Raw genomic sequence first — 23,517 nt, forward strand, 5'->3', positions numbered from 1 at the left:
AAGGCTGGAACCCTTACTTAATAAGAGATCCCCCCTAGCCCCCCGATTAGATCCTCATAAGGGTAGGTTTTTTAAGATTGGGGTTGAGGTAAGACTTAGAAGACAGGTAGACCAGTAGACAAGGAAGAGTGAGAACGAAAATAGGGCGTTTCGGCTTTTAGAAGTTTGTAGCCGTGTGGGTCATCGGATCAAACTCAAATCGCTGCTGATAATCCGTTTTTCCATAAAGATTAAAGGTAATCGTGGGTTCGGTTCCCATCACTTCTACATGGTGAATCGCATCGGGCATAAAGCTGATAATATCGCCAGGAACCAGAATTTGTTCACCCACCTTTTCGATGCGATCGGGAAATTCTGAATCCCTAGTCCGTCGCCAAAATGTATTTTTTTCTTCACCACTGATTAACGCCACCACTCCCCAAGCAGCATGATTGTGAATCGGAGAGACTCGTCCGGGTAACCAAACCACAGTCTGTACGGTTAAGGGAAACTCTGGCTCATCGTAAAGCATGAGGACAGACCACCCTGTATCGGGATTCGGTTCGCGATATTCACCCTGTAGCCAATAGGAACTCGTCAGTAAACGGCGAACTAACGGGCGAATTTGTTCTAGGCGTTGGCGATCATCCTTAATGGTTTCCAGAATATCTTCTACATCGGTTAGAAAGCGATAAAGTCGATAGTATCCTGTAGATATTTCACTCTCTGAGACACTACAAGCTAGACAGTCTCCATCACTTGTCACTAACCAATCACTACTTTGCATCATTTATTTTATAACTAGAGTCTAATCAGCGGTGATTATTTGGGAAGGATGTCACCTTTGTCGGTTGAACCGTTGGAACAGAGGTGAAGCATTCTCGAAAAGTAACCCAACTCTAGGTTACCCTGTTGGGTTTCGCGATCGCTCTACCCAACCGACAAGAAGGTTTTGCGCGTTCCCTGACATACTCCCATGATTTTTGGCATTCCATTGAGCAATTTAGCCGAAAAAGAAAACTCACAGGGATGCCGACAAATTTTTATCCGGTTCCGTCATATTGTCAATTTTGACAAATCTATTAAGAGAAAACATGAGTTTTTCCTGAGAAAATCTAGGTTTGTCCTAAACCTCGCTAATCCGACAAGCCACCTTTAACCACAGTCTCAGCAAATCCCAAGCTGTTTTTAAGGGTAACTTAAGCTTTGTGAGATTAAGTATTGTCTAAGCCCAGGCAGACTTCCGGGCGATGATGTACCAATCCTTGTATCATAGAAGCCAGAATAGAATGAAAGTTAACTACATTGCCACACTCACCATTGCCTCTATTCTAGGTCTGGGGCTAGCAACAGGTTGTGGTAACCCCTGTGCCGCTAAACCGGGACCCGAAGGCGGGACTGAAACTCAAGCGAATCCCTGTGCGGGTAAAGAGAACCCTTGCGCGGGTAAGGCTAATCCTTGTGCGGCGAAAGAAAATCCCTGTGCAGGTAAAGCGAATCCTTGTGCGGCGAAAGAAAATCCCTGCGCGGGTAAGACGAATTAATCAACCTGTAGATTGACGACTTCTGTTACGCTTGCTTTACCATTGAACCACCATCTGTAGGGGCAATTCATGAATTGTCCCTACTTTTTTCGCTTAAATAGCTGAAACGACTACTTAACCAGCGTCAAATCCTTACTATTCCCTGTTCCCTGTTCCCTGTTCCCTATTCCCTTGTCCTCACACTCAACTTTAATTGTGTCTGACTACACTTATACCGATACACGCCTGTGGACACAACACCGACTTGTGAGTGTTCATACACATCTCTTCGTTGTGTATGAATGAGTAGAGATAATTGAGATAAGAATTAAATTAAACATTGTTTCTGGTTGTTCAAGAGAACAGTATAACCGCTGTTAATTTAGGCGAATACCAGAATTGATTATCTCCCTCAAAACTCATGAAAACCCTGACAAAATGGATAGCCATAGGAACTATCGAACTTATTTTCTGTTTTTGGCTCTTAGGTAATGCCGCCACTCTAGTTAGTTCTCCCAGTGACCAAAAAGTTTGGTTAGGCGTAAGTTATTACGTCGTCGGATTACTGGTTGTACCGGGAGCTTCCATCAGTCATGTCGCCGCCAGACTTCATCATGCTCAAGTTCGACACAAGCAGATAAAAGACGCTTTCCCGGATTGTGATGTTTCCTTGGTTGAACTGTTGGATGTCAACTGAAGAAATCATCAATTTTATCGCTTTATCAGTTCCACGATATGTAGAGACACATAGACTGGCATTTTGTTATGTAATTAACCAAAATTTGTGCTGAACAGCATTTACACGTCGGATACGTTTAGTCAACCATTCAAGACCATGAAAAATCTACCTCAGCGTTTCTTCAAACTTACTGGACTTACGGCTGCTTTAGCCATTATTGCATCGGGTTGTGGTGCGGTTCCGGGAAGCAGTGTAAAGCGAATCCCTCCGGGCTATGTTGGATTAAAAGTCGAGCTTTACGGTAAAAACCGTGGCGTACAAAATGCCACCATTAGTACAGGTAAGGTTTGGTATAATGGCTACACTGAAGAAATTGTCGTTTTTCCTGATCATGTTCAGTATTATATCTTAACCGCTTCAACGGAAGAAGGCTCTCCAGTTGATGAAAGCATCACCTTTGGTGTCGGTGGTACAACGGTTAATGCGGATGTCTCCCTGTCCTACTTCTTCAACACCCGGAAAATTAAAGACTTTTACGGGAAGTATCTGAAAGACCCGGATCAGTTTAAGGCAACTCTGGTTCGCAGTGAAACCCGTAATTGTTTTAACCAATCTGCGACTGGATTAAAACCTGAACAAATTGTGGGAGATAAGCAGGGACAATTACTCAAAGATGTCCAAACTTGCTTGAACAATAAATTTGGTGCTGTTGGTGTTACATTTGACTCTGTGGGTTTTGTGAGTAAGCCTCGATTTGACGAGTCCATTGAAGCCCAAATAACCGCCCGTTTCCAAGCGGAACAGCAAGCCGTAGCCGCGAAAGCACAGCTTGAAGTCGCCGAAGCGGAATCCCAGCGGAAAATTGCCGAAGCCAGGGGAGAAGCTGAAGCCTCTCGGATTAAAGCCTCAACGGTTTCACCTTTAACCATTCGTTTGCGGGAGTTAGAATTGCAAGAGGAAATGATTAAGAAATGGGATGGAATTCTACCCACATATTTAGGTGGAACTGCCCCATTTCCGTCCTTCGATCCGAATGCGGGTCATTCGCTACCGTCGGCGAGTACAGCGAAGAAGTAATTCGTCATTCGTCATTTGTCCTTGGTCATTTGTCATACTAGCGCAAGCGAGAAGAAAGCTACGTCTTTTGTGTAAAACTTGTAGGTGGGCATTGCCCACCCTACTGGACTGACACAGCTAAAATTGTGGAATAGATTTGACCATTGAATCGGGCGCAAGCCTTGCGCCCCTACAATTCTAATCTACCATTTTAGGTGTGCCACGCCACTACATTTTGGTATTAGATCCCCGACTTCTTCAAGAAGTCGGGGATCTGTCAGCAATTTTGGCTTAAAATGTGAAGGTGGTTCTTACCGTGCCAATCACGGCATCGCTGTTATCTGAATTTTGGTTAGGAGAAGTTAACCAAATGATACCTGGTGTAATCGAGAGATTATCACTGACTTGATATTTGTAGAAGCCTTCAATGTGATACGCAAAATCTCGATTAAAGTCGTTGGTTCCACCGGGGACATCTAATCCTCTCAGCGTTGGTTCCGCACCCGCAACAATGGCAGCTAAATTCCCCTCTTTTCCTAAATCGGGGAAAACTAAACCTAACGCAAAATTCCAAATATCGGCATCACCTAACCCAATTAAACGGGCGTCAGTTTTACCAACCCAACCATTCACTAAAAAGCTGGGACTAAATCTGAGGGAGGCTTCTATTCCGTAAGAGTTGCTGACAACGGGAGTGCTGAGTATATCTGCTGACAAATTGGTTACATTTGCCAATTGTCCGGGATTGAGATTAGCAAAGGCTGTACCTGTTCCACCTAACAGAAAGGGTCTAGCGTCATCTCCACCATCATCATAAGCATGGACGTAGGTTAATCCAATCTTAAACCGACTGCCATAAACAATTTGGGCAATTCCGGAATAATTCCCGTTGAACAACCCATTATCCTCTCCAGGATTACTGGCGGTATTGGAAATGTAGCCCAAATCTACTCTGAGATTATCACTGGGTTTCAGCGCGATCGCAGCCCCTGCACCAAAGGGTCCAATTCGGTAGATGGGATTGCGTTCAGCAAAGCGGGAAATGGCATTAGAACCCCCAGCTAAGCCTTCTAAGAAAGGGTTAACGGTATCCACGTAGTAGTGGTGTAAGCCATTGTTTGCTACGATTTGCACGGTGGCTTTGTCTCCGAGGGGAAAGCGGTAGCGCAAAATGTCGATAATAACGTCATTGCCGTTATCACCATCGTAGGTAAAGCGCCCTTCTTGAGTAAACTTTGATCCATCGTCAAAGGTTACACCATCTCTTGCCAGGAGTAGGGCAGCGTTACCCGCCTGGAGACGAGTTTGCAGCATATCCTTCCCGGTAAAGCTAGTCAGGAAGTTGAGGCGAACGCGATCGTGAAAAACGGTATTTACATCGTCGCCAACGTCATCTCCAAACGCATCCGCAAAACCAAAGATAACTTCCCCAGATAGTTTTGTGGTTGTGGAAAACTGATTGTCTTCTAAAAACGCCACTCGACCTTCTAAATTATCAACCCGCGCTGATAACGTGGCAAGTTCCGCTTCAAATTCTTCGACTAAACGCCGTAGGGTGGGCAATTCTTCAATGTTATCGGGAACGTTGCCAATTAAACGCTCAATTTGCTGTAAACAGGCATTTAATCCGGCGGCAAATTCATAGCGCGTCATCGCCCGATTACCCCGAAATGTACCATCAGGATATCCCGCAATACAGCCATACCGTTCAACAAGCGATCGCAAGGCTTCATACGCCCAGTCTCCGGGAGAAACATCTCGCAGTTGGGAAACGTTGGTTATTTGTCCCATTCCCTGATTTTCCATGGCGTCCAATTCTAGGGAGGGTAAAGGGGTTTCCGGTGTCGCGGATGGGTTTAATGTCTCCTCCGTCTCCAATGCTGCATCTGGAACCGGAATCTCTAGATTCAGGGGCGTTTGGGCAATTGAACTCGGCTGTTGGGTATTATCCCTTCGGGTAGGTTCACCTGCGATCGCGGCGGTAGATAGCCCAATTGTTATCCCTAAAATTGTCGGCAAATTAAGGAAGGCAATCCTAGAAACTTTAGCTTGATTCACGTTCGTCTCTCACACCAGATAGAGTTTTTGGTGAGATTCGTCAACAGGAGAACTGTCTCTGGAATTTTTTGTTCCAGAGGTTTTATCCTGTCTTGGTTAATCTCAGGTTAACCTTATCGGCGCTATCCGCTTTTTTTGTATTGATTGATGCAGATTGTCCTAAATTTATACGGTATATGCATCAATTTAATCCGTTTATTGCAAATCAAGCTCCATAAGCGCATGTCGAGAGATTTTATTACTGGAGGAATCGCGCTAGAGTAGATGGTGGCAGGTTTCTAGTCATCGCGGCGATCGCGATCGTTCCGAGGACGATAAAAGGCTCCTCAAAGAATAGAAACAAGCCTGGATAAAATAAATCGGAATACCTATTTTCTCAGAGATAATCTTAAGCTTCCTATGAAGGTCATTCGGTATCGTTACTTTAAGACTTTCGCTCTACTGATTGTGTAACCATTGCTCTAACCCTTATTGACGATGAAAACACCTAAGTTCTAAGCTAGTCATAGTCAATTCATAGTCAAAGTCAATAGTCAAATCGATAAAAATTCAGAGGAACAGCCCCACCGTAACTAAGGCTATTCCCCGAAAAGCTTACTCTATAAGGTTTCTAACAAATGGCTCAGGTCGGATTTGAACCAACGACCTTGGGCTTATGAGTCCCCTGCTCTAACCACTGAGCTACTGAGCCGTTTTTTTCACAGCCTCCTTAATTTAGCATAAAGCTTACGTGAACACAAGCATCTTTTCCACCATTTATCTAAGATAGGTACATCAATCCCGTAGTGACGTAAGACACCTACATTGATGTCTGATGATTCGGTTCGTAGTGAGGGCTTTAGCCCTAGATTGGGTTGAGTTTCCTTGCGTCAACCCAACCGACTAATCTATTTCACCATTTAAGCTGTGTCCGGCCAGAAGAGGCGTTGCAGGCAACGCCTCTACACACTTTTGTCGCAGGGAGAATCAACTACCGCTTATCGGGTAGATACGCCATTGGGTTAACGGCTCCACGTCCGGCTGGATGAACTTCAAAGTGCAAGTGAGGACCCGTACTGTAACCCGTACTACCCATTTCCGAAATTTGTTGCCCTTGGTCAACCTCTTGACCCCGACGCACCAAAATTCGATGGTTATGGGCATAGAGGGTCAAACTACCATCCGGATGTTTAATTTCCACCAATTTGCCGTAACCACCAGAATTCCAACCAGCGGTAACCACAACACCAGGGGCAGCTGCCACAATGGGTGTACCAATAGGAGCCGCAATATCAATCCCCTTGTGCATACGTCCCCAACGCATCCCGTAGCCAGAGGTTAAAACCCCTTTGCTGGGCCAAATATAGCCATTAAATCGGGCTGGGCTATCCGGCAAATACATATCCTCAGGGGATAGAGGTGGCAGCGCCGGTGCCACGGGTGTGCCAACCGGGGTTCGCAGCATCGGGTTATAGGCGGGTACTGGTGCTGGGGCGGCGGCTACAACCTGCTCCTTCTGTTCAGATGGGGTTTCCGCAGGTGGCACCGCGATGGGAACTGCAGCCGTTGGATTTTCCTGTTCATACCGCTGCGGATTGAATTCCGGATTAACCCTCACGGGTGTTGATTGTTCCGCTACTCTCGGCTCAACTGGCGCAGACGGAACCACCACTTCGCTTGGTGAACGGGTCTGACCCGTGGCTTGCTGACGACGATATTCTGCCCGCATTCGGAGAATATCCGCCCTCAAACGTTCAACGTAGGGGTTGTCCCCAGCGTTAGCGGACTGATTGCGTTTCGCCTCTAAAGCGATAGGAGTATTGGTTGGGGTGTTTTCACCCACGGAAGCTTGGGCGAGAACTGTGGATGAAGCGGTTGACGGTTGAGATGTCGGTACGGTTGGCGTAATGGGCGAGGCGGATGTTGCTGTAGTGGGAACAACGACGCTGGGCGCTTCAACCTCCGGTTGGACTGAACGAGTCACCGAATTGTTGGATTGTTCCTGAATCCCCGGTAAAAACGTGACTCGTTGCTCAGATGACTCAGCCGATGACGGTGTGGGAATCGTGAGTTGTTGATTAACCCGAATCAGGTTGGGATTATTCAAGCCGTTGGCTTGAATTAATTCAGAACGGGATAAACCATAGCGACGTGCGATCGCGTCTACCGTATCTCCTTCTTTTACCGCGTAAGTACTCGTCGCCGCTTGATTCGCTACCACCGTTTCCATCACCACGGGCTGCGGTGTTGGGGGTTGGGCTGTGATTTCTGGCGTCGTGACGGGTTCCAGCCTGGAATTGGGGACGGTTGGTTTTTGGTCTTCCGATACCTCTGGTGAGGTCAAATGCTCTGGACTTGGCGTAGGAACCGGAATCACCACGGATGAGGGTGATGGCTTCGGTGTGTTTTCCTCAATCGCCAGAGACGCGGCTGTGTCTGGAGTGGGAACCGGAATCACCACAGACGATTCCGATGAGCGAGCCGCTTTGGATTCTGACCCTGAGGCGGCTTCGGAGTCTGGAGTGGGAACCGGAATCACCACGGGTGACTGGTATCCATTAACCCCTAAGGACTCCACCGTCGGTGAGGCGGCAATTTCTGGAGTGGGAACCGGAATAACGACGGGAGATGGAGATGGATTGGCCGCCGTTGAGTCTACTGTCGGTGATGCCGCAATTTCCGGAGTGGGAACTGGGATACCAATAGGACTGTTAGAATTCGTCGCCGCTGATGCTGGGGTATCAGGTTTCCCTTCTGCCGCCGGGAGACGGGTGGCTGACGCCGATGGCGTTGCTGCTGTTGTTACTGGGTTGATGGACTCCTCAGACCTCAACTCCGCCAGACTGTCATTTAAGCGGTTCCGTTTGTGTTTTAAATTCTCAACAGCAACGTCTTGTCTCGCCTTGAGCAGGTCATCGACCTGACCCGGAACGGTGACGGATTCACCCGTTTTGAGCTGACCGGATGCGGATACCCCAGTGGAGTTCCGTAGCTGATTTGGCTCGACTCCGTAAGATTTGGATACGGATTCAACGGTTTCCCCAGGTTTCGCCTCGTGAACGATACCGTTCACAGTCGGGATTTTTAGCTGCTGTCCAACTGACAGATCGGCATCAGGTTGGACAGGATTCGACGCCGCGATCGCTTCTGGGGCGACTTTATAGGTTTGCGAGACCTCCCATAGCGTTTGCCCGTCCTGTACATTGTGGTGTACGACCGATGTCGATCGGGCTGGTGATTGGGCTGGGGCTGCCGATTTCGTTCGCGGCAGTTTCGAGAGCTGGTCAGCGTCTGGTTCGCTTTCTGTTGGCACAGACGCAGGCGTTGGCACGCCAACAGGCAAAGTTGTCAGCGTTGGCTCAGAGGCAATGGGTTCCACGGCTAAGGCTTCATCCCCTTGTTGCGGTAACAAGAAGCTGGAAGCTCCCATGGAAATTGCCAATCCGATCATGGCAGCAGACGTCCTAGCTCTGCGGTTGCCTTCGGTCGGAAGGGTTGCGCCGACTGGCGGCTTCTCCCCAGAAAGCTTCAACAAAGCCTCAAAGGAGTGGGCGGAGTTGGCTGCACACGAAGGAACCTGTTTAACCTTCTGCGTAAATGTCCGTTTCAAAAACGACCTCCTAGTGTGTGACGAGCACTTAACAGTTCCTAAATGGTTTTCCCAGTCAATGAGGGATCTCACCCTAAAATGTGATTTAGATCACGGACAGTGAACATACTTAGGCAAGAGTACCCTGCTTTTTTAATTTAGACAAGCTGATCTGACTGGATAAATTTCTAGTTGTTGACGATCACCGCTCGATTCACCCTTTATGAAGCCATAACTTGCTGTCTCTGGCAGAATATATTTTCATACTTGATAACCAGACACAGTTGATAGTCGGGCGGTTTTTGCCAAGGGTTGTGCATAGAACATACAGACTTGACAGGCTTTTCTCCGGAAGAGGGCTAGAGTTTCAAACCGAACTCTAAAGTTGGTTTGTTGCTTTCTCAGCCTTCCAGACTATCCGGTGATCGCAGGATTTAGCAACCGTATAGAACTCAAGCTCATAGTCTAGCAACCGATAGTTTAGCAGCTAACGATTACAGACCGCACTTTACGTGAATTTTTGGTAAAGAACAACCGTACAGTTTACCCAAGCTTGTCCGGGTTGGGAAAGATGGTGTTGGTGACATCCCCTCTGTTAAAATCGCGCTTTCTCTTGTCGGGATTGGGTTTGAGGCTCCTGGATGCCACCTGCTGAGGATGATTAAAATCTATCAATCCGCCTCGATTGGGCAAGACTCTTCTGTATATAAATTTCTTATCAAAGGAGCGGCTTTTCCGTAGTCTAGATAGCTGAATTCAGCGTCATTAATTTTTTGGCAGAGATAAATGAAGACCATGACCTCTGCACAAAGGGGGTACTTTTAAAATTTTAATTAATTTTAATTAAACACTGATTAGATTAAATAAAGTTATATATACAGTAGTATACATAAATGTAGTATCCCTTTACCCGCTTTAAGGCGTCCAGTCAAGCCCAGTCTCCGGAACTAGCGTTGGCTGAAGGTGGACTTTTCTTGGTTGTTAAATACTAGAACGTTATCAGGAAATGTTTTCCCTAGATCAGGTATCCCAATTGACGCCGTGCTTCAAACAAACCCAAAGCTGCGCTGACGGAAAGATTTAAACTGCGAACACCGGGTTGTGTCATCGGAATAACCACAGTTGCGCCACAACGATTTAAAACAGATGGGGACAATCCTTGGGTTTCGCTGCCAAATAACAGCCAGTCATTCGGTTGAAATTGGAATTGAACATAACTGTATTGCCCAGAAGTGCTGAAACCAATCCATCGCCCTCCCAGCTTTTGGTACACCCGATTAAATGCCTCCAAGGTTTCATGGTAGTGAAACTTGACATAGGGCCAATAGTCAAGTCCGGCTCGCTTGAGGTAGCGATCGCTAATTTCAAATCCCAAGGGTCCAACTAGATGTAACTCCGTGTCTGTAGCGGCACAGGTACGGGCGACATTGCCTGTATTGGGCGGAATTTGGGGGCAAACTAAGACAACCCTAAGCATAAAACCTCAAATCTCTTATCAATCCTACCCTAAATACTCAGGGGGACTGAATAAATTGAATCAGACCCATTGGAAATGTTGATAGTATATGTTTTTTTAATATCAGCTTTTGGGGAGAAGCTGATTAGATATTTTAATTTTTCGCCCGAACAGGCTTGACAAATTATCCCTCCCGATACTATTCGGTGACGAGGAGCAGGGGGAGCAGGGGGAACGGGGGGAGCAGGGGAAGAATCAACGAAAGTAGAGCTGAGCCGAGCAGTATTGGCATTCCTGCTGATGATCAAGCTACCAAAACCTGGCATAATTTGTCCTCCAGTTCATTTTCTTGTTCCGCCATGTCTTGAATCGCTCGGTTGAGAATTTGCTGCGTGTCAAAGCCCACAGATTGCAGTTGTAACCATTGTCCTGCCGTATTTCCTTGGCGGAGAATTTTTTTCAGGGGGGAAAGGAAACAACTGAAGCCTTTCGCTTTGGCAATAGGTAAAACCTCTTGATAGAGTTCATCAATCCATTGCCGTGCCGAAATCGTTCTGCCATCCTGCCAATGGGTGAGTTTGGCATCTAAGCTAGAACGGGCAACCGCCATTTCGTTGGCTTCAGTGAGAGCGACTAAATCAGCAGCGCGAGTCGATGTTTTACCCCCGTAGAGAGGGTCAAGACTCGGATCATTTAAAAGCTGGATCAAACGGGCTTCCAGTAAGGCAGTTACCGCCAGCAGGGCAATCGGATCAACCATTAAATCACAAATTCTCAATTCCAGACGATTTAAATCATAAGGGCGTCGATTACCATTGGGACGAACCGATGACCAAAGATGGCGCACGTTACACATGGTTCCCGCTTCGAGTTGGGCTTCGGTCCACTCAATAAAATGAGCATGGCTTTCAAATAAGGGAACCTGAGACGGCGTTTGCGGAAAAATTGCCCAGCGCGTGGAGTGATATCCTGTGGCTTGTCCGTCGAGAAAGGGAGATGATGCGCTTAACGCCAGGTATAAGGGGGCTTCTACCCGTACCAGACGACAGGCTTGCATCAGCAATTCTGGGTCAGAAATGCCCACATTGATATGAACACTAGCCGTGACCACATTACTGCCGTAGGTTTGCTCAATGTAGTCATGATAAGGGTTTTGCGGGTCAGAGCGGTAGAAGCGATCGCTCTCCCCTAGAGACAGGGTACTGCCGGGAATCAGGGTATAATTACCCAGGGTTTTCAGATAAGCGCGGAGTTGCTGGCGCGGACGGACCAAAGCGCATAAGAGGCGGTCATAGCAGCATAAAGGAGCCGTGGTATATTCGACATTGCGGGTGTCGGGTTCCCGCATGAAGCCATCCAACGAAGCCACAATCCGATCAGACAGACCGACAATCTCCCCTTGGGGAGTGCCAGTATACATTTCAATTTCAAAGCCTTTCGATAGCAGCACAGTATCTCCTAGAGCTGGGTAGAGCAACCTCTTAACTCTTCAAGTGTATCAGTGCTGAGAGATTGATTATAAATTTTGAATTATCCTAATCTTGAGCATAAGCAAGAGTAGGGTTTCAATCGATTGGTCAAATCTCCCGTTCCCTGTTCCCTGTTCCCCGTTCCCTTCACACAAGATGACGATAAACATCATTAGCGGCACGATGGAGGAGAGAGTGACGGTAGATTAATGCCTTCATGTCATCTCCATAGCCGCCCCCAATCACACTGGCGACAGGGTAGCCTGCGGCGATACAGGTGCTGAGTACCTGCATTTCACGACGGTAAATTCCCGTATCGGTTAAGGCTAGCTTACCAAAGCGATCGCAGGCGTGGGTATCGACTCCAGCATCATAGAGAACCAACTCAGGCTGGAAGTCAGACAAAATATCAGGGAGATAGTGGGCTAGGGTTTGTAGGTAAGCATCGTCATCCATACCTACCGGGAGAGGAATGTCAAGATCACTTTTTTGTTTAGTGGCGGGGAAATTGACCTCACAGTGCATGGAGAAGGTAAAGACAGTGGGGTCATTTTGGAAAATAAACGCCGTACCATCCCCTTGATGAACATCCAAATCAAGGATGAGGATTTTTTGGACTAATCCCAGAGTCTGGAGGACACGAGTTGCGATCGCCAAATCATTAAAGATACAAAAGCCTGATCCGTAGCTGGGAAATGCATGATGAGTTCCTCCCGCCGTATTACAAGCAATACCATGAGTCAGGGCAAGTTGAGCCGTCAGGATTGTCCCGCCAACCGCCGTACAGGTTCGCGTCACCAAGCCGGGACTCCAGGGTAATCCAATTCGGCGCTGGGCTTTCGGGTCAAGTGTGCCGTTACAGTAGGCTTGGATGTAGTCAGGGGTGTGGATGAGTTGAATCCATTCCGTGGGTGGGGGGTTAGGAGTGTGGATTTGTTCCGGAGTGGCAAGATTATCGGTGAGGAGGAGTTCACAGAGTTTGCCAAATTTGGACATGGGAAAGCGATGTCCAGGTGGAAGGGGGGTAACGTAGTCGGGGTGATAGACAATTGGCAGATTCATGACGGTAGTCAATAGTCAGTCATGAACTATTGTCATTGATTGGTTCCTCCCCGTTTCATTGATCGCTGTACAGGCTTATTTCTCGCCTCTTGCGTTATTGTTTCCCAGTCGGCTTGTTCTAATACAGCATCTAACACATCGGAAATATTGCAACGTTGCTCAAAAGCAATGCGTCTTAAAATTTCATGGTGTTTTGGCTGTACATATACTGGCTTTCTTTGCGTCTGTGCCATTAGCCCAGTGATTAAGTTAAGTCCCGTTAGGCAAATTTTACCCTAGCTAAACAGCTAATTTGACAATTGGCTAATTAGCTAATTAAATATTAATACTAAAGCAAATACTTTTCAACTCTTCTACAGGATGTAAAACGTCAAGATGGAACAGCAAACTTTAAAGAAAAAAGCGATAGTCTCTCTATTTTCAGGCTGCGGTGGACTCGATCTAGGGTTTCGTCAAGCAGGCTTTAATGTGGTATGGGCAAATGAATATGACAAAGATATGTGGCAAACCTATCAAAGTAATCATCCAGATACATTTCTTGATCGGCGTGATATTCGACAGGTTCCTTCGGCGGACATTCCAAACTGCTTCGGGATTATTGGTGGTCCTCCTTGCCAAAGTTGGAGTGAGGCAGGTACTCAAAAGGGAATCAATGACGATCGCGGCAGATTATTTTTAGAGTATATCCGGATTTTGAAAGACAAGCAACCTCGCTTTTTCTTGGCGGAAAATGTTTCTGGGATGCTACACAAAAAGCACGAAAATGCCTTACGCAACATTATTGCAGCCTTTGAGGAAGCTGGCTACGTCATTTCCTATAAACTTTTGAATGCTCGGCATTATAATGTGCCTCAAGATAGAAAGCGAGTCATTTTTATTGGTTATCATATTGACTTGAATAAATGCTTTGACTTTAATGCTTTAGTGCCTGGATCTCGTATTCTTACCTTACGAGATGCAATTTGGAATTTGCGGGAATCAGCAATCCCGGCATTGAGCAATAATAAGACACGCGGGGAAGACTGTCTCCTTGCTAATCATGAATATATGGTTGGCGGATTTTCCAGTATTTATATGTCTCGTAACCGGGTTCGTTCCTGGAATGAACCATCATTTACAATTCAGGCGGGTGGTCGTCATGCACCAATCCATCCCCAGGCAAATAAAATGATTCATATCGGAAAGGATAAATGGATGTTTGACCCTAAATCACCCAATCCTTACCAACGTTTATCAATTCGAGAATGTGCGAGAATTCAAACCTTTGACGATGACTTTATTTTTTACTATGAACGGTTAGCGGCTGGGTACAAAATGATTGGTAATGCTGTTCCAGTCAATTTCAGCTATGCTTTAGCCAAAAGTATATACCAAGATTTAGTAGCCGCCGACTCCCAAAATAAGCCAAACCAGATACAGGTTCACCCCATAACAATATCTTAGTTAAGCGTTATATTTTTATCGCGCCACCTATTTTTTCTTTTCAATCATTAAAAAATAGACGGTTTTCCTGTCGGCTTCATCAATATCATTTCTCCATCCTCCTCTTGGAGTTCCAACTACGTCGTCAAAAACCCAAGGCAAGTTATCTGACTTTTTGGCAAGACTAATCGCTCTCCCATGTTCGCTCTTACTTGTTTGTCCTATCCATTGTCGCCTGATGGCTATGTGTAATTTTTCCTTGTAACGATTGAAATACTCATCAAACGAATAAATTTTGATAGTATCTTGACTGATCTGAGTGGCTGGCGCTTCTAAAATTAATTCGGCTGGGTGTTGTGAAATACCTAAATTAGGACTCCCTAACATCATTAAAAAATTTAAAAGTGTTTTGAAATCATTTTCTGAGAAAAAGTTCTGCCAAGGGCGATCTCTGCTTAAAAGGAGTCCTTGATGGAATCGGTGAATTTCTTGATCAAGCTGAGTTAAGATTGTCTGAGGAGCCGTTAATCCTAACCGTGAATAGACTTGGATCAGATTAGCTCTCTGCAAGCGATTAAATGAAAATGAACTCCCGGCTTGTTTGAGAGAAACCCCTTTACCATTCAGATAAACGTCTGCTTTTTTCCTTGAATCTGTTGTTGATAGGGTCGATATAAGTAGGTGGACACAATTAACGTGAACGGTTGAGATTAGGGAACAGGGAACAGGGAACAGGGAACAGTAAGGGTTTGAGGTTTGTTTACAAAACTTAGTATGGTGCTGTTTTCTTTTGTCCGACTACTTATCACTTAGAGATTCTGCTAGACGATAACCAGGATAGTTTTTGTCAGGGATTCCTATTTGTCGAATTATACCAATATGCTTGAGATTGGCTGGTGTTGCTGACTAATCATTTCCATAGTTCGCGATCGCGTCTAACATTTTCTCTCTACTACCATAGTACGATTGGATGGTTTCAGCGATTGCCAGGGCGCGATCAGATTTCCCCGCAACCGCTAACTCGCGCACGATTGTATCCAAGGTATTGGCTTTTACAGAGAAGTTTTCAATGGTTTTAGCAACTTGAATGGCTTGCTCATACTGTTTGGCTTCTATTAACTCGTGTATAATTGCAGCGAATACATTGTCTTTAACTGCATCATTTTGTAGGGTTTTAGCCATGTTGAGCGCTTGGGTATATTTGCCATTTTGGGCATAATTTAACGATTCATAAATTAATTTGCTATCTTCTCCAAAAGTCGTAGACCTTTCTGAATCATAAGAGTCTACTCTTTTTGTCCCCACTCCACATTCTAGTACACCATTGCTTAAAACTGGAGGAGTAGGATGTTTCATCCCAGGAGATTTCGATTCACAGAAAATTGCTACTGTTGTTAACTTACTAGTATCCTGGTTATTTAATTTTATAAATACACCGCCAACAAAGCTTTTAATGTGGTCTTTTTTAGAAATTGCATAGTTAAAAGCATATAAAGAATTAGCATGAGTTGAATAGGTATGAAATTGGGTTTCCGTTGCTATTCCTAAACCAAGATTGCCCATGTAATCAGAAAAGTAATATTTATCCAGAAAATAAGAGTGTTGCGCCCGATTCATTGAATCAACATACTGCTTTGCTTCTGATTCATAACGTTCTGTCCCCCTCCACTTGATTGTAGGCAAGATTAAGCCAAAAATAACCCCAGCAGTAATACTAAAATGAAGTGTTATTAAAACGAATAGATGTAGATTGCGAGATTTACTTATATTTCTTGGGCGAATATGATGTGCAGATTGAGCAATTATTTCTCGATGAATTGCATTAAGATCTAGCAAAGCTGATTTAGCTTGGCGGGCTTGAGCAAAGCGTTTTTCTAGCGCTGGTTCAGTCATCACCTCAAGCCATCCAGCAAAAACATTGCTTAAATTAACTTGAATATTTGTCTGAAAGTCCAGTCGCATCTCAGACTGCGGTAAATTAGCAGGAGCAATACCCGTTAATAGATGAATTAATGTTGCTCCCAAGGCGTAAAGATCACTGGCGGGTACAGCACGTCCCCAGAGTTGTTCTGGTGGTGTATAGCCGCTAGTTCCGACGACAGTAAATGTGACACCTTCAGCTTTCGCTTTATCTTGCACCGCACCAAAATCAACTAGATAGATTTGATTATTTTTTCCTAAAATTAGATTACTTGGCTTAATGTCGCGATGGATGATAGGGGGACTTAGTTCGTGCAAATCAGTTAAGATAGTCAGAATCTCTTCAGCAAAGCAACGAACTTGATGTGCGGAAAAAAGTTTACCTTGATCCAGCAATTGTTGCAAAGATTGACCAGGAATATAGTCTTGTACTAAGGCAAACCAACGTAATCCAGTACCCTCTTCCTCATCTACTGAAAAATAGTCGAGATAGCGAGGAATCCGGGGATGATTAATATTTTTGAGAACCTGAGCTTCCCGTTCAAATAATTTGAGATGCTCCCACTGCATCTGGGGACTAAAGGGAAGTAATTTAACAATGACTAATTGTTTATAGTTAGAGTCTAAATCAAGGGCCAGCCATGTCTGACGACTTGGTCTGTCGCTAATCTTTTCTTGAAGTTGATAGCGATTGTGTAAGATATGGTTTTGCTTTCTCATGTTTATTTTCCTTTATATTGATTAGATGTTTGCTCATTTAAATAATTTATTTTTTACATGATTCTGCTATAATCTTACAGGCTATCATTGAGGTTCCAATAAAAAAAGGAAGCATCAAAAACATAAGGATTCCTTCTCCGGCTCGACAATCTTGCATACAAAACCCGATGTATACACTCAAAAACATCCCACATGGAATCACAAGCGACGCGATAAAAATGATTATAAAAGACAAAATCTTAATTTCAAATATTAGTGGAATAGCCATTTTAATTATCCATGACCAGAAGGTGTTAACAGATGACCTAACCAAATTTTTCTTTCGATTAATGCGATGTTTATTAGATAGATAGTATCGATTAAGATTATTAAGTGTGGAGATAGCTTGAGACACACAATTAAATCGCCGCTCTAAATTTGGCTCAGTGAGGGATTCCAGCCAACTCACAAAACTAGGACTTAAACTGACTCGATCGCGAAAATGAATCCGTAAATTTTGCTGCGGTAAATCGGCGGGTGCTGTCCCCGTTAATAAATGAATTAATGTAGCGCCCAACGCATATAAATCCGAAGCGGGAACGGCTTTACCCCAAAATTGTTCGAGGGGCGCATAACCGGCTGTACCGACAACGGTAAACGTGACTCCTTCAACCACGGTGGGGTCAGCGACGGCGCCAAAATCCACTAAATAGATAGATGCACCTTGAGCCGCATCGACATCCTCTTGAAAAATTAAATTACTGGGTTTAATATCCCGATGCAGTACAGGTGGATTCAACCCATGTAAATAGCTCAAAATCTCTAAAACTTGAATCGCAATGGAGCGTACCTGAGCGACTGTGAAATGCTTTCCCTGATCAAGTAATTGCTGAAGCGATTGACCGGGAATATAATCCTGTACTAAACAAAACCAGCACAATCCTTGACCCATCTGCTCATCTAAGGAAAAATAATCCCGATGTTTCGGAATGCGGGGATGGTTCAAGGTTTTGAGAACCTGCGCCTCGCGTTCAAAGAGTTTAAATTCGTCCCACTCCATCTGAGGACTAAACGCCAGTAGCTTGACGATTACCTGTTGTGGTGGTGTTGTGGTGGTATCTTCAGCTAGCCAGGTTTGACGCCCCGCATTTTGGGATAAGCATTGTTGCAGTTGGTAGCGATTCTGTAAGAGTTGTTTGGCTTTTAGCATAGGATGGGCGCTTCCGGAATGGGGTTACTCAGACCTATCTCTGAATCTAGGAAGCTTATGCAGTTTGTAGAAACGTTTCATGGAACGTCTCTACAAAATTTTTGGAGCGCCGAAACTTTTGATATACCGTCTTTTCACGGCATATAATAATTTTGACTAACGCCCTGAAGCGTCAGGTATGGCACGTAAATGTGTAGGGGCGGGTTTGACCACTATCTCTTGGGTTACATCTAGCCCACATTCCCTTGCCAACGACAAGTTAACGCCGCTCTACGCTACAATGAATAGCCGGAAAGTACGTTAGCCAACCCTACCCAAGAGATTGATCTCGTGACTGTCAGAGTCCGCATTGCACCGTCTCCCACCGGAAACTTACACATCGGTACGGCAAGAACTGCCGTATTTAACTGGCTATTCGCCCGACATCACGGCGGTCAGTTTATTTTACGCATCGAAGACACCGACCAGACGCGATCGCGTCCCGAATATACCCAGAATATATTGGATGGACTCACCTGGTTAGGACTCAATTGGGATGAAGGACCAGTTTTTCAATCGAAACGGTTTGACCTGTATCATCACACCATTCAAACCCTTTTAGATAACGGGTTAGCCTATTACTGTTACACCACAGAAGCGGAACTAAAGACACTCCGGGACGCCCAAAAAGCCCGCAAGGAAGCCCCTCGCTACGATAACCGTCACCGCAATCTCACCCCAGAACAACGCAGCGCTTTTGAAGCGGAGGGACGACAGCCGGTGATTCGGTTTAAGATTGACGATAATCGCGAGATTGTCTGGAATGATATGGTGCGCGGTAAACTCACCTGGAAAGGGAGTGATTTAGGGGGGGATATGGTAATTGCCCGGGCTGCATCCCAAGGTGAAATTGGTCAGCCTCTCTACAATCTAGCGGTAGTGGTTGATGATATGGATATGAAAATCACCCATGTCATCCGAGGGGAAGACCACATTGCCAATACTGCCAAACAGATATTACTGTATGAAGCCCTCGGTGCAAGCGTACCCGAATTTGCTCACACGCCGTTAATTCTGAATACCCAGGGGCAAAAACTGTCTAAACGCGATGGCGTGACCTCGATTTCTGAGTTTCAGACCATGGGGTTTGTACCAGAAGCCATGGCAAATTATATGACGCTATTGGGTTGGTCGCCACCGGAGTCAACCCAGGAAATTTTTACTCTAGACGAAGCCGCCCAAGCGTTTAGTTTTGATCGGGTGAATAAAGCGGGGGCAAAATTTGACTGGGATAAACTGGATTGGCTGAATAGTCAATATCTGCACAAAAAATCACCATCAGAATTAGTCGAGTTACTGATTCCCTATTGGCAAGAAGCTGGGTATGAGATTGACCCAGAAAATAATCGCCCTTGGTTAGAACGATTAGCGGCTGTGATTGGTCCGAGTCTGACCCGCTTACCGGATGCGGTGGAGATGACGCGGCTGTTCTTTACCGACTCGGTTGAGTTGACCCCAGATGCGATTGAGCAACTTCAAAAAGAAGGGGCTACAGATGTACTGAACGCGGTTTTAGAAGCATTAGACAATACGCCGGAATTCAGTCCAGAAACCGCAGGGCAAATTATTAAACAGGTAACCAAACAGCAAAAAGTTAAGAAAGGGTTAGTCATGCGATCGCTGCGGGCTGGACTCACGGGTGATGTCCATGGTCCTGATCTAATGGAATCTTGGGTATTACTACACCAGAAGGGACAAGATAAACCTCGTTTACAGCAAGCCTTGAGTCAAGTGTGATCGCATTTAAAATTGAATTATTTTGGGATAGCAATTACGGTGATACAGCGCTTTTGGTAGTAAGTGAGGTACACATACAGATCCCCGCCTTCTTGGAGAAGTTGGGGATCTTGCTTAGAGACTGTACCTCATCAACCACCAAATCTGCTGTAAGTCCGGACATCATATTATTCGAGAGTTTGGTTTATTTTGACCCCTTTTTTCATCGCTTTGTGAGAAAGCCAGGTAAATTCTTATTTAGATAAAAAACAGCCGCTTTGTCCTGAGGATTAATTTTCACGATTTCCCGAAAAATGCGTTTTGCTTCTGCAAATCTTCGTTGATAAAAAAGTAGAACACCTTGTTCAAATAAGGTTTTTGTTTGTCTCTTTAAACGCTGACTTTTGGGAGAATCTCCATCAAAGACTTCAAAAACGGCTACGGCTAATTTTTTCCCCTCTACAGTAACCCGCTCTAGGAATCGATAGTTGTAGTTTTGAAAGTCTTCCAGTTTAAATAAGGTTTGTCCACTAACCAGAATATTCGCACCATAAACCTTGGTCAACCCTTCCAAACGAGATGCCAGATTGACAGCATCCGCTATCACCGTACTTTCCATCCGTTCCCGTTCGCCAATCGTCCCCAGCATTAAACTCCCAGTGTGTAAGCCAATACCAATGGCAATTGGAACATCACCCTGTTGCTGCCGATACTCATTGTAGCGGGTAACTTGGTGTTGCATCGCAATCGCACCCCGAACCGCATCATCTGCTGATTCTGGGAAAAGTGCCATAACCGCATCGCCAATGTATTTATCAATAAAGCCCCGGTTTTCTCGAATCACTGGACTGACTCGACTCAAATAATCATTAATGAAGTTAAAGTTATCCTGGGGAGACATGGCTTCTGATAGGCTGGTAAATGAGCGAATATCAGAGAACATAATCGTCATTTCTTTCTGAATATGGTCTCCCAATTGGACATCCACAATACTTTCATGACCCAGAAAGCGGAGAAAGTCATGGGGAACAAACCGACCATAGGCTTTGTTAATCTGAGTTAAACGAATATGGGTTTTGATTCTCGCGAGTAATTCTGATTTAGAAAACGGTTTGATTAAATAATCATTAGCACCGGACATAAAACCCTCTACTAAATCAGTCGGTCTATTTTTTGCCGTTAACATCACAATCGGTAGTTCACTCGCCAAAAAATTGACTCTAAGCCTCTGACATACTTCATACCCGGTCATCCGGGGCATCATCACATCTAATAGAATTAAATCCGGTTTAAACCCACTCTCAATAATTTCTAAAGACTCTAAACCATTGGTCGCGTACATCAAGGAATAGTTGGCTAAAGAGAGTTGATTCTCTAAAACCTTAAGATTAATTGGTTCATCATCAACCACCAGAATTTTAAAGGATTCTAGTGAACAGACTCTCGTTTCTAACGGAGTTAGGTCATCTTCATCTTCATCAATCAATGGATATTGAACTAGGACTGGAGACGGTGAGGCTGGCGAAAAATCCTGCCTTGGCTGAGTGGAAAGCGGTAAGGAAAAGCGAAACTGTGAACCGACATCCACGGTGGATGTCACCCGAATTGTTCCCCCTTGCAACTCTACTAATTTTTTAGTTACGGCTAAACCTAAACCCGTACCGCCGTATTTGCGACTGGTCGAGCCATCGGCTTGTTCAAATGATTCAAAAATTTTCTCTAATTTATTCTCTGGTATACCAATACCCGTGTCAGCGACGATAATGGTAGCCTGTTGGGATTCTGCTGGAGTATTGTCAATGTTTATCCTCAGAGAATCGCGGTTTTCAACCTGTGCTGATACCTCTATTGTCCCTTGTTCTGTAAACTTGATAGCATTGCCAATTAAGTTGTAAAAAATCTGTTGTAAGCGGTTTTCATCGGCATGAACCAATGGAAAATCAGGAGGAACTGAATTAATTAACTGTAAAGGTTTTTTGCTAATCAGTGGCTGAGACGTATTCAATACAACATCAACGATGGCTCGCAAGCCGACGGGCTTAATTTGTAATTCTAGGTTGTGATGTTTGAGTTTCGAGAAATCCAGAATATCATTAACCAGATTGGACAATCGTCTACCACTTGAGGCAATCATGGCGAGATTTTCTTGGGCTTTCGTTGGTAATTGTCCGGCTGCGCCGTCTATTAAAGATTCAGCAATGCCAATAATGCCATTTAGGGGTGTGCGGAGTTCGTGGGATGTATTGGCTAAAAATTCGTCTTTGAGTTGGTCGAGATGCTGTAATTCAGTATTTTTACGCTCTAAAGCCACAAAGGATTCTTGTAACTGAAGCGCCATGCGATTAAACGCTTTCGCCAGCACTCCCACCTCATCAGAACGGTCTAGGTTTACAGTCTGGTCAAATTTCTCTTCTGACAACGCCGTAGCTGCGGCTTTGAGTTGCATAATGGGTTGGGCAATCCAACGACTGGTTAATAATCCGGCTGAGGTGGCTATGAGTAATGCAGCGATACAGAGTAATAGGGTTGTGCGAGTATTGGCATAAATTTGTTCCATGAAATCAGCTTCTGGAACCACGACAACAATCAGCCAATCTAAACCAAATTCGTCTTGAAAGGGGTGGACTTGAACAAAGTGTCGCCGACCTTCAAGCCTCAAGTCAAGTTGTTGACTATGACTAATCTGGTTTAAATTACCAAAGTAGTCGATTAAATAGTGAGCAGTTGAACGGATTAAGGGTTCATTTGATTCCCTGGCTCGTAATCGCGTGATCTCTTTATCCGTTTTTTTAAAGGGTGTTTTGGCAGTCGAACTCGCCACTAACAGTCCAGAACGTTCCATAATAAAGGTTTCACCAGAACGACCAATTTCTAGACGGCGCAAGAACTCGCTAACGTGGGAAATGTTTAAATCAACAGACAAAACACCTTGAACTTTTCCAGTCTGGTCGTAAAAGGGTTCAACAAAGGGAATTCCCAAGGTTGGATAAGCCGCATAAGCGTAGATTTCTCCCCAGATTGGCTGACCCGCTTGCACAGCATTTTTGTACCAAGGTCGGACTCTGGTGTCGTGGTGATCCTGAACGCTAATCAGGTCTAAACGCTGACCTTGATGATTGGTTGAGTAAATTTTATAGTCCCCGGCGACAAAATTATCAGTGGCTTCAATAATCAAACTACCATCATCCAGGCGACCCGCTGACGCCAATCCACCTTGTTCATTGCCAAAGTAAATGTAGCTAACTGTATCAAAAACTTGAACTTGGTTCCAAAAGTAATGTTCTAGGGACGCTTGGTTGTCTAAGCGTAATAAATTGCTGCGAATTGACCGGGCTGTAATTTGATTGATTCGGCTGGGAATGGTAAAGTAGTTATCCAGTTTTTGCTCAATGCGATCGCTAATTTCCCCTTGCAACTGTCCGGCGAGATCTTCTACTGCCTTTTGACCATTTTTAAAGGAAAGATAGCCAACCAGCCCGACGGCTGTAAAAATTTGCAGGACAAAGGGGACAACCAAAATAACGCGAAGCGGTATTTTTCCTGAAATCTTCAAAATGGAATGGCTTAGGGATTGCAATACCATAGTCCATAATCCCGTTATGGAGGTTAATCTTTAGTATAAGGCGACAGAGGATTGTCACCCTGTTTTTATGCAAAACTA

The 23,517-nt window shown here is 45.0% G+C and carries 16 protein-coding genes and 1 tRNA gene; 5 read left to right on the forward strand and 12 right to left on the reverse strand.

Translation table 11 applies throughout. The annotated features are described in order from the left end of the window. Positions 1-157: 157 nt before the first annotated feature. Positions 158-766: a cupin gene (locus RIE73_RS05990; protein WP_446400393.1), complete on the reverse strand. Its 609-nt coding sequence runs from the start codon at positions 764-766 to the stop codon at positions 158-160. A 502-nt stretch (positions 767-1,268) separates the two neighbouring features. On the opposite strand from RIE73_RS05990, the gene RIE73_RS05995 reads away from it, so the two are divergent. From RIE73_RS05995 to RIE73_RS06005, 3 genes are all read left to right on the forward strand, one after another. Beyond that, the gene (locus RIE73_RS05995; protein ID WP_446347319.1) at positions 1,269-1,523 is read left to right on the forward strand and encodes a hypothetical protein; all 255 of its coding nucleotides are present in this window, start codon (positions 1,269-1,271) and stop codon (positions 1,521-1,523) included. A 400-nt stretch (positions 1,524-1,923) separates the two neighbouring features. Then, the gene (locus tag RIE73_RS06000; RefSeq protein ID WP_446400329.1) at positions 1,924-2,199 is read left to right on the forward strand and encodes a hypothetical protein; all 276 of its coding nucleotides are present in this window, start codon (positions 1,924-1,926) and stop codon (positions 2,197-2,199) included. A gap of 138 nt (positions 2,200-2,337) precedes the next feature. After that, a complete protein-coding gene (locus RIE73_RS06005) occupies positions 2,338-3,258 on the forward strand; it encodes an SPFH domain-containing protein (RefSeq protein WP_446400330.1) in 921 nt (306 codons plus the stop codon). Between the two features lie 270 nt (positions 3,259-3,528). On the opposite strand, the gene RIE73_RS06010 is transcribed toward RIE73_RS06005, so the two are convergent. The 7 genes from RIE73_RS06010 to RIE73_RS06040 all read right to left on the reverse strand — a co-directional run bounded on the left by RIE73_RS06010 (position 3,529) and on the right by RIE73_RS06040 (position 13,083). Further along, positions 3,529-5,295 (reverse strand): iron uptake porin, encoded by a 1,767-nt coding sequence (locus RIE73_RS06010; RefSeq protein WP_446400331.1) that lies wholly within the window; start codon positions 5,293-5,295, stop codon positions 3,529-3,531. 618 nt (positions 5,296-5,913) lie between these two features. After that, positions 5,914-5,986: transfer RNA gene (locus RIE73_RS06015), tRNA-Met, on the reverse strand. A 279-nt stretch (positions 5,987-6,265) separates the two neighbouring features. Then, the gene (locus RIE73_RS06020; protein WP_446400332.1) at positions 6,266-8,884 is read right to left on the reverse strand and encodes a peptidoglycan DD-metalloendopeptidase family protein; all 2,619 of its coding nucleotides are present in this window, start codon (positions 8,882-8,884) and stop codon (positions 6,266-6,268) included. A gap of 994 nt (positions 8,885-9,878) precedes the next feature. Further along, positions 9,879-10,340: a tRNA (cytidine(34)-2'-O)-methyltransferase gene (locus RIE73_RS06025; RefSeq protein WP_446400333.1), complete on the reverse strand. Its 462-nt coding sequence runs from the start codon at positions 10,338-10,340 to the stop codon at positions 9,879-9,881. Between the two features lie 283 nt (positions 10,341-10,623). Further along, positions 10,624-11,769: a glutamate--cysteine ligase gene (gene gshA, locus RIE73_RS06030; RefSeq protein ID WP_446400334.1), complete on the reverse strand. Its 1,146-nt coding sequence runs from the start codon at positions 11,767-11,769 to the stop codon at positions 10,624-10,626. Between the two features lie 166 nt (positions 11,770-11,935). Then, positions 11,936-12,850, reverse strand: coding sequence for a histone deacetylase family protein (locus tag RIE73_RS06035; RefSeq protein WP_446400335.1), 915 nt, complete (start codon positions 12,848-12,850; stop codon positions 11,936-11,938). A gap of 32 nt (positions 12,851-12,882) precedes the next feature. Then, positions 12,883-13,083: a hypothetical protein gene (locus RIE73_RS06040; RefSeq protein WP_446347333.1), complete on the reverse strand. Its 201-nt coding sequence runs from the start codon at positions 13,081-13,083 to the stop codon at positions 12,883-12,885. A gap of 142 nt (positions 13,084-13,225) precedes the next feature. Here RIE73_RS06040 and RIE73_RS06045 point away from each other — a divergent pair, with 142 nt between their 5' ends. After that, complete coding sequence (locus RIE73_RS06045; protein ID WP_446400336.1) at positions 13,226-14,293, forward strand: DNA cytosine methyltransferase; 1,068 nt, start codon at positions 13,226-13,228, stop codon at positions 14,291-14,293. A 27-nt stretch (positions 14,294-14,320) separates the two neighbouring features. Here the strand turns inward: RIE73_RS06045 and RIE73_RS06050 are convergent, their stop codons facing one another. The 3 genes from RIE73_RS06050 to RIE73_RS06060 all read right to left on the reverse strand — a co-directional run bounded on the left by RIE73_RS06050 (position 14,321) and on the right by RIE73_RS06060 (position 18,101). Further along, positions 14,321-14,842, reverse strand: coding sequence for a hypothetical protein (locus RIE73_RS06050; protein WP_446400337.1), 522 nt, complete (start codon positions 14,840-14,842; stop codon positions 14,321-14,323). Between the two features lie 336 nt (positions 14,843-15,178). Beyond that, entirely contained in the window at positions 15,179-16,912 is a 1,734-nt protein-coding gene (locus RIE73_RS06055) for a protein kinase domain-containing protein (RefSeq protein WP_446400338.1), read from the reverse strand. 46 nt (positions 16,913-16,958) lie between these two features. Next, the gene (locus RIE73_RS06060; protein WP_446400339.1) at positions 16,959-18,101 is read right to left on the reverse strand and encodes a serine/threonine protein kinase; all 1,143 of its coding nucleotides are present in this window, start codon (positions 18,099-18,101) and stop codon (positions 16,959-16,961) included. Between the two features lie 330 nt (positions 18,102-18,431). On the opposite strand from RIE73_RS06060, the gene gltX reads away from it, so the two are divergent. Further along, on the forward strand, positions 18,432-19,877 hold the full coding sequence (gene gltX, locus RIE73_RS06065; RefSeq protein ID WP_446400340.1) for a glutamate--tRNA ligase: 1,446 nt from the start codon (positions 18,432-18,434) through the stop codon (positions 19,875-19,877). 202 nt (positions 19,878-20,079) lie between these two features. Here the strand turns inward: gltX and RIE73_RS06070 are convergent, their stop codons facing one another. Then, positions 20,080-23,439: an ATP-binding protein gene (locus tag RIE73_RS06070; protein WP_446400341.1), complete on the reverse strand. Its 3,360-nt coding sequence runs from the start codon at positions 23,437-23,439 to the stop codon at positions 20,080-20,082. Positions 23,440-23,517: the final 78 nt, after the last annotated feature.

This window comes from Coleofasciculus sp. C1-SOL-03 (genome assembly GCF_040220555.1).
Lineage (GTDB): Bacteria > Cyanobacteriota > Cyanobacteriia > Cyanobacteriales > Coleofasciculaceae > Coleofasciculus.